This window comes from Coxiella-like endosymbiont (assembly GCF_002871095.1).
In the GTDB taxonomy this organism is placed as follows: domain Bacteria; phylum Pseudomonadota; class Gammaproteobacteria; order Coxiellales; family Coxiellaceae; genus Coxiella.
On sequence record NZ_NSHJ01000129.1, the window covers coordinates 1 to 6,840 of the forward strand.

Below are 6,840 nucleotides of genomic sequence, written 5' to 3' on the forward strand. Positions count from 1 at the left end.
ATAGAAAAGTTTGTCTATCGCACATTCCCTAAGGCTAAACAAACATCCCCTTCTTCAATTATTTCTACCTCTTTTTAAAATCCTCAACTATAAATTAACAGTAACGAACCTTAGGAAATCCAAATTTTTCAATATAATTTAGCTAAATATTTTAGCTAGATCAGAAAAATAAAAAAAATTAAAATTAACTAATATAACCGAGATTTTTTTAAATTAATAACTCAAATATCTAAGAAACATTATTTTAAATATTGCCGTATTACCGATAAGATAGGAGCTCGAGATTGCATACATTCAAAATGATTTTTTTCCAACAATCATTCTCCCCAACCCTGCAAAATCTTTATAATCTTTAATTGATTGATAACCTAGATCTTCCATAAGCATACTAATTTTTTCAGACTGATCAAATCCATGTTCTAACAATAACCAACCTCCGGTTCTTAAGTATCTTTGTGCTTCTTCAGTAATAATCCTAATTGCCGATAATCCATCTAGACCAGCAGATAAAGCTTCTCGAGGTTCATATTTTAATTTCTGAAGATGTTTATCTCCATCGGAAATATAAGGTGGGTTTCCTACAATAAGGTGATAATCACGCTGAGGTAAAGCCTTACACCATTCACCAAAATATAAATTAATATTTTTTATTCTATAACGCCTGATATTAGTTTGAGCTACCTTTAATGCTTTTAGTGAAATATCAGTAACATCAATTTGCCAATGTGGCCGTTCCCAAGCAAGAGCTAAAGCAATTGCACCCGAGCCGGTTCCTAAATCAGAAATTTGCATCGGCTCATTTTCCGGGAGAAATTTTAAAATATGTTCTACAAGCATTTCTGTTTCAGGACGGGGAATAAACACATCTGGCGTCACTATCAAATTCAAAGACCAAAATTCTTTGTATCCCACAATATAGGCGATCGGTTCCCCAGCAAGACGACGCTCTCCATACTCCATAATTTGTTTTTGTTGTTTTTTAGTTAATAGAACTTCGGGATAAGTAAACAATTCAGTACGCGATTTTTTTACAACTTTACCTACGAGTATTTCCGCGTCTAACTTAGCAGTTTCTGAATTTATTAATTGCTGTGCTATTTTATTTATCATCTCCTGAATTGAAACTATTTGATCCTCCATTCTCATCTCATTCCCCCACTTAATTCAGCCAAGTATCCTACCTGCAATTCACGAATTAAAGGACCGATCACAAGATCTAAATCCCCTTCCATGACTTTGTCAAGTTGGTACAGCGTTACATTAATTCGATGATCTGTAACTCGCCCTTGTGGGAAATTATAAGTACGAATTCTTTCAGAACGGTCACCGCTACCAACAAGTAATTTTCTCTTGGTAGCTTGTTCTTGTTCTTGTTTAGATCGTTGTGCAAGCAATAATTTTGATTGTAATAGAGACATTGCACGAGCTCTATTTTTATGCTGTGACCGCTCATCCTGACATTCCACCACGATCCCAGTAGGGATATGAGTAATACGAACCGCTGAATCCGTTCGATTTACATGCTGTCCACCAGCACCAGAAGCTCGAAAAGTATCAATGCGCAATTCAGTAGAATGAATCTTGATTTTATCAAGCTCTTCGACTTCAGGTAACACCGCTACTGTACAAGCAGAGGTATGAATCCGCCCTTGGGCTTCTGTTAGTGGAACTCGTTGAACTCGATGAGCCCCTGATTCAAACTTTAATTGAGCATACACCCCTTTGCCAATAATTCGAGCAATAACTTCTTTAAATCCACCGTATTCACTTTCATGACTCGATACGATGGTCATATGCCATCCCTTCTGTTCCGCATAGCGTGCATACATACGAAACAAATCCTTCGCAAAAATTGCTGCTTCATTCCCACCCGTTGCTGCACGAATTTCAAGAAAAATATTTTTCTTATCATGGGAATCTTTAGGAATTAAGAGAATTTTTAATTGATCTTCTAATGCATCTTGTTTAATAATTAATTGCTCTAACTCTTCTTCAGCCAATTTTTTTAATTCAGGATCTTTTTCGGCAATAATTTCTTTCGCTAATGCAATAGCTTCATTATTTTTTTTATAAGTTTGGAAATATTTTACCATAGGTTCTAATTGTGCATACTCTTTTCCTAATTCTCTATAGTAATTTTGATCACTCATAACGTTGGGATCGCTCAGTAATTTGTCAATCTCACTATAACGAAAGCTTAGAGTTTTTAATTTTTTAAAGAGAGAAGTTTTCATCATTTAATCATTTAAATATCAAAAAATTCTTTTATAAACAACAATAATTAGGCATTTTTTTATAAATAGCTTGCACAAACTTTTATTTTCGCTTAATATCGCTTAATAAAGTATTTTATTCATTAAATGACCCATCCCATCAAATTAGCGATCCTAACTTCAAGATTTTCTCTCGGTTGTCAATGAATAAGTCCTTTCTCCAGCGCTTCATCACACAAAATCTTAAGTTGTTCACAAATTACTGAATTAGCTCACCTACCTTTTGAACTTATAATTGTAGGTGTGTATATTATACTTTAGGGATTTTTCATTCTATCATCGCTTTTAGTTTGATTGACTCACCGTTAGAAGTCAGTTCTAATCATCTTGAACAATTACTCTTTGCAACAAAACTTTGAGGCTATAAAAAACATCTTCCCGTTCTATTATTTTCAGTATGATATTTTAGGCTACATCTAAATCTACAATATAAATAAGTCGCTATTTACGTTAGCTCAAAGATCTTTCAACTAGTGATTGTCCTAAAGAAAGTTCACTAGTGATAACACCCGATAACAATACTTGTACTTTCCATACAGCAGTAATCTCCATGATATAAAAAGCACCTGAACCTGTATAGCTAAACGTTCACTAATCGTTGAGCCCGGGACAAAATTAATGAGTATTAAAAATTCAATATACCTCCTGAATTTGCAGCTTTAAAAACAATCAACTTAATTGTTTTACAGCACTAATCAAGAATCATTAAAAATCTGTAATTAAAGAAAAATTTGCTTAACTAATTAAACTACTACCTCAGGTACGCTAAAAAATGGCTGGATTCTAATTCCTGTTGGATTTTAAATACACTTAGTCTCGTAAAAACAATAGAAAATCACTACTTAAATTCTAGGAACTCACCATCCTCTAACCACAGCACCTGCCTGACTTTCATGGCCACACCTAAGCTTGTTTTTTTATCTAACCTAATATTTACACACAACACCTCCTCCATCCAGAATGATAAAGTGTAAAACCATTATAGGGGAGGGGAACTGAATAAGATGCTTATAAGCAACTATTCTTTACCAATTGCAATAACTGTAGCAAATAGATACTAATATCGGTATTGGGCTTGCTAATTAGGGTTTTACTTTGAGAGGTATATTTAAGATATAGGAGTTATCTCTATTACTATACTATAATATATAAATTTCTGTATAATTACACGTAGATAATAGAATGGTTTCATTAAAACTGCTCTACGCATCAATGAATTCTCAAAATTTAAGGTATTATATCAAATTAGCATGAAATATAATATTTTTTGAATGTCTATCTCCAAAAGAGATGATTTATAAATTAACACCACACACTAGATACTTCACTATTAAATCTCTTCTCTCTTGGGAGGTAATTTGCGCAACAAAGCTTTTCTTCAGCTAAAAACTAATATCACAAGAATAGTACGTCTTTATAGATATGTAAAATTCTAAAGTAGAGCTGTTGTTTCGCTCAGAGAGAAAGCAAGTTTATTCAACAGAGATCCTTTCTCGCATACGCTCAATAATTATTCCAGCACCATCGGCATCATCAAACACCGACAATTTTGTAACACTCAAGCGAAGCCAGTGTATAGAAAATTGGGAAAAAAGAAAATCAGCACAACGATGTGCTAAGGTTTCAACTAAGTTAAATCGTCGATTGCTAAAAAAGTCAATTAAACTACTGCGGACTCTTGAATAGTCAATAGTGGAATTAAGATCATCAGACCTACAAGCTTTTTTACTATCAATACCTAAAACAACATCGAGAGCAATTATTTGCGAGGAGGTTTTTTCGTGTGGCAAAATACCAACCTGGGCAGATATTTTAAGGTTATGAATAAAAAGTTTATCCACCGGACTGTTTTTCTCGGATTTCTTGAAAGGTTTTACAGTCTATACACTTACTCGCTGTAGGACGCGCTTCTAAGCGTCGAATACCAATTTCTGTACCACAATCTTCACAATATCCATACTCACCTTCTTCAATTAAATCTAAGGATTCCTCAATTTTTTTAATAAGCTTTCGTTCACGATCGCGAGTTCGTAGTTCTAAATTAAACCCTGCTTCCTGGCTAGCACGATCTAATGGATCAGCATAAATATTTGCTTCTTCTGTTAAATGACCCCCTGTAAAATTCACCTCTTCCATAAGTTGTTTTTTCCACTGAAGCAAAATTTTTTGAAAATGATATTTTTGTCTTTCATTCATATATTCTTCACCTTTTTTTAACTTGTAAGGTGAAAAATTTACAACGATAGGCTTTATTTTCGTAGTAGTTGATTTTGCTACCGTCATTACTACTTCCTCCAAGGGCCTTAAAAGTTCACACATTTTATACCAAACCGTAAAACATACAAGCTAATTTTATTTACAAATTTTTTAAAAATTAGTTCAACTAGAATCCTTATTCAATTATAGAGGTAATATAGGAACACTAATCTGACCACTCACCACAAAAAACGGTAGCTGTCGAACCTGTCACTATAATCGGAGTTAAAGGACCTTCCCAATCAACGAGAAGGCTTCCTCCAGGCTGGTGGACAACAACACGTTCCTGCAACAAACCCAATCGCCGACCTACCGCTACTGCTGCACAAGCGCCGCTACCACAAGCTAGCGTTTCTCCGGCGCCGCGCTCATATACCCGTAAGCGAATATTTTGTGTATTAATGACTTGCATAAACCCCACGTTCGTACCTTCCGGGAAACGCTTGTGAATGCTTAATTGGGGAGCAATCTTTGATATTTGTAAGGCATCGATAGTATTTACTGGAATTATTGCATGTGGATTTCCGATATTAACTATACCGAATTTTATCTTTTGATTATTACTTTCCAGGTGATAAAAATTAGCAGTTTTATGTGCTATAAAGGGAATATCAGCAGAATCGAATCGAGGCACTCCCATTTTAACAGAGACTTTACCGTCTGATTGAATTTTAAGTTCTAAAATGTTTTTTAAGGTAGAAACTCGCAATTCATCTCGCTCTATAAGTTGATTGGCTCGAATGTATCGAGCAATACAACGAGCACCGTTTCCACACTGACTTACTTCAGTTCCGTCCGGATTAAAAATACGGAAATGAAAATCAACAGTAGGATCTTTCTCTTTAGGAGGTTCAATAACTAATAATTGATCAAACCCAACCCCTAAGCGACGATTTGCCATTTTTTGAATTTGAGAAGTAATCATTTGGAAAGGCTGTTTGGTAGCATCGATCACCACAAAATCATTACCTAATCCATGCATTTTTGTAAAATTAATTTTCATCGTATTAGTGATGAGCTTCTAGTATGTGGTACTAAGTTGATTTTAGCTATCTCATAAGTATTGAGTTGAGTTGCTTTTTGTGGCAAATATAAAGGCCCTCGAGCTCCGCAACCAATCAAAATTAAAGAAACACAAATAAGAATGATTTTTTTCATAATTAAAATAATATATCATTGAACAAATATGAACAATTCTTTAGAAAGCATTACAATAGAACCCAGTAATGCAGCCGTAGGCAGTGTGATTTGGCTACACGGGCTAGGCGCTGATGGGCATAATTTTGCTAATATTATACCAGAGTTAGCCTTACCACATGATCTTCACCTTCGCTTTATATTTCCCCACGCTCCTAGAAGACCAATTACAATCAATGCCATGATAGAAATGCACGCTTGGTATGACATTTACAGTCTCGTTGATCTCACGCGTGAAGACGAAAAAGGTATAATTCAGACCCAACAATCTATTAATCAATTAATTGAACAAGAAGTAAGTAAAGGTATTCCAAGTCATCGTATCGTTCTTGCTGGATTTTCTCAGGGTGGTGCAATGGCTCTTTATACTAGCCTACGATATTTAAAACCACTCGCGGGGGTTATTGCCCTATCCACGTATCTTCCTCTCGCAAATCAATTGAGAGAGAAAGTGAGCAATCTTATTATCAATCAACAAATACCTATTTTTATTGCACATGGAGACTCAGATCCCGTTCTGCCTCTTACTTTAGGAAAACAAACTTTTGAACTCTTAAATGAACTAGGTTATCCTGTGGAATGGCATGAATATGTGATGGGTCATCAAGTATGTGATCAAGAAATCAAAGAAATTGGGAATTGGCTAACCAATTGCTTTTCTTAATCCTTCCAATTTTTCTGCAGTTCCTCTACTAAGTATCGCCACTTATTAAAGTGCTTTGATCATCGCCTATCAAGAAATAGCCTCAATAATTAATTGACAGAAAGCCTAAAAAATTAGGTTGACAATTAGAAAATAATTTTGTATTAAGGTTATCAAGATTTCATATAGGTGGTTATTTTATATACATTGAAAGCTTTTCCTTTAGCGTAAATACATAATCTCCTAATGGAGAAGGTTAAGATTTTCCACAAAAAAGATGTAGTTTTAACTTTAAGCATTTTAGGAAATTTTAATCCAACATTTGATCCACTGAAATATCGCACCAGATTTAACTACTTACGACAATAAATAGTTAATTTCTTAATACTTAATATCTTAATACTTAAATAATAGAAAAACTTTAAAAAATTTACCTGTACCTTTCTTTTAAAGAATTTAGTCTATATAACT

The 6,840-nt window shown here is 34.3% G+C and carries 7 protein-coding genes; 1 reads left to right on the forward strand and 6 read right to left on the reverse strand.

The window, feature by feature from the left end; translation table 11 throughout:
* Window positions 1–294: 294 nt before the first annotated feature.
* The 6 genes from prmC to lptM all read right to left on the reverse strand — a co-directional run bounded on the left by prmC (window position 295) and on the right by lptM (window position 5,687).
* On the reverse strand, window positions 295–1,128 hold the full coding sequence (prmC, locus tag CLERM_RS02975; protein WP_102157117.1) for a peptide chain release factor N(5)-glutamine methyltransferase: 834 nt from the start codon (window positions 1,126–1,128) through the stop codon (window positions 295–297).
* A 14-nt stretch (window positions 1,129–1,142) separates the two neighbouring features.
* Window positions 1,143–2,234 carry a peptide chain release factor 1 gene (prfA, locus tag CLERM_RS02980; protein ID WP_102157118.1) on the reverse strand — a complete coding sequence of 364 codons (1,092 nt, stop codon included), beginning with the start codon at window positions 2,232–2,234 and terminating at the stop codon, window positions 1,143–1,145.
* Between the two features lie 1,511 nt (window positions 2,235–3,745).
* The gene (gene folB, locus CLERM_RS02985; RefSeq protein WP_102157113.1) at window positions 3,746–4,114 is read right to left on the reverse strand and encodes a dihydroneopterin aldolase; all 369 of its coding nucleotides are present in this window, start codon (window positions 4,112–4,114) and stop codon (window positions 3,746–3,748) included.
* A complete protein-coding gene (gene dksA, locus CLERM_RS02990) occupies window positions 4,107–4,556 on the reverse strand; it encodes an RNA polymerase-binding protein DksA (protein WP_102157114.1) in 450 nt (149 codons plus the stop codon). The genes folB and dksA overlap by 8 nt, the downstream gene beginning before the upstream one ends.
* A gap of 139 nt (window positions 4,557–4,695) precedes the next feature.
* Window positions 4,696–5,532, reverse strand: coding sequence for a diaminopimelate epimerase (dapF, locus tag CLERM_RS02995; RefSeq protein WP_102157115.1), 837 nt, complete (start codon window positions 5,530–5,532; stop codon window positions 4,696–4,698).
* Window positions 5,529–5,687, reverse strand: a complete 159-nt coding sequence (gene lptM / locus CLERM_RS04225; protein WP_369688890.1) for an LPS translocon maturation chaperone LptM — start codon at window positions 5,685–5,687, stop codon at window positions 5,529–5,531. The genes dapF and lptM overlap by 4 nt, the downstream gene beginning before the upstream one ends.
* Window positions 5,688–5,715: 28 nt before the next feature.
* On the opposite strand from lptM, the gene CLERM_RS03000 reads away from it, so the two are divergent.
* A complete protein-coding gene (locus CLERM_RS03000) occupies window positions 5,716–6,390 on the forward strand; it encodes an alpha/beta hydrolase (RefSeq protein WP_102157116.1) in 675 nt (224 codons plus the stop codon).
* Window positions 6,391–6,840 lie beyond the last annotated feature (450 nt).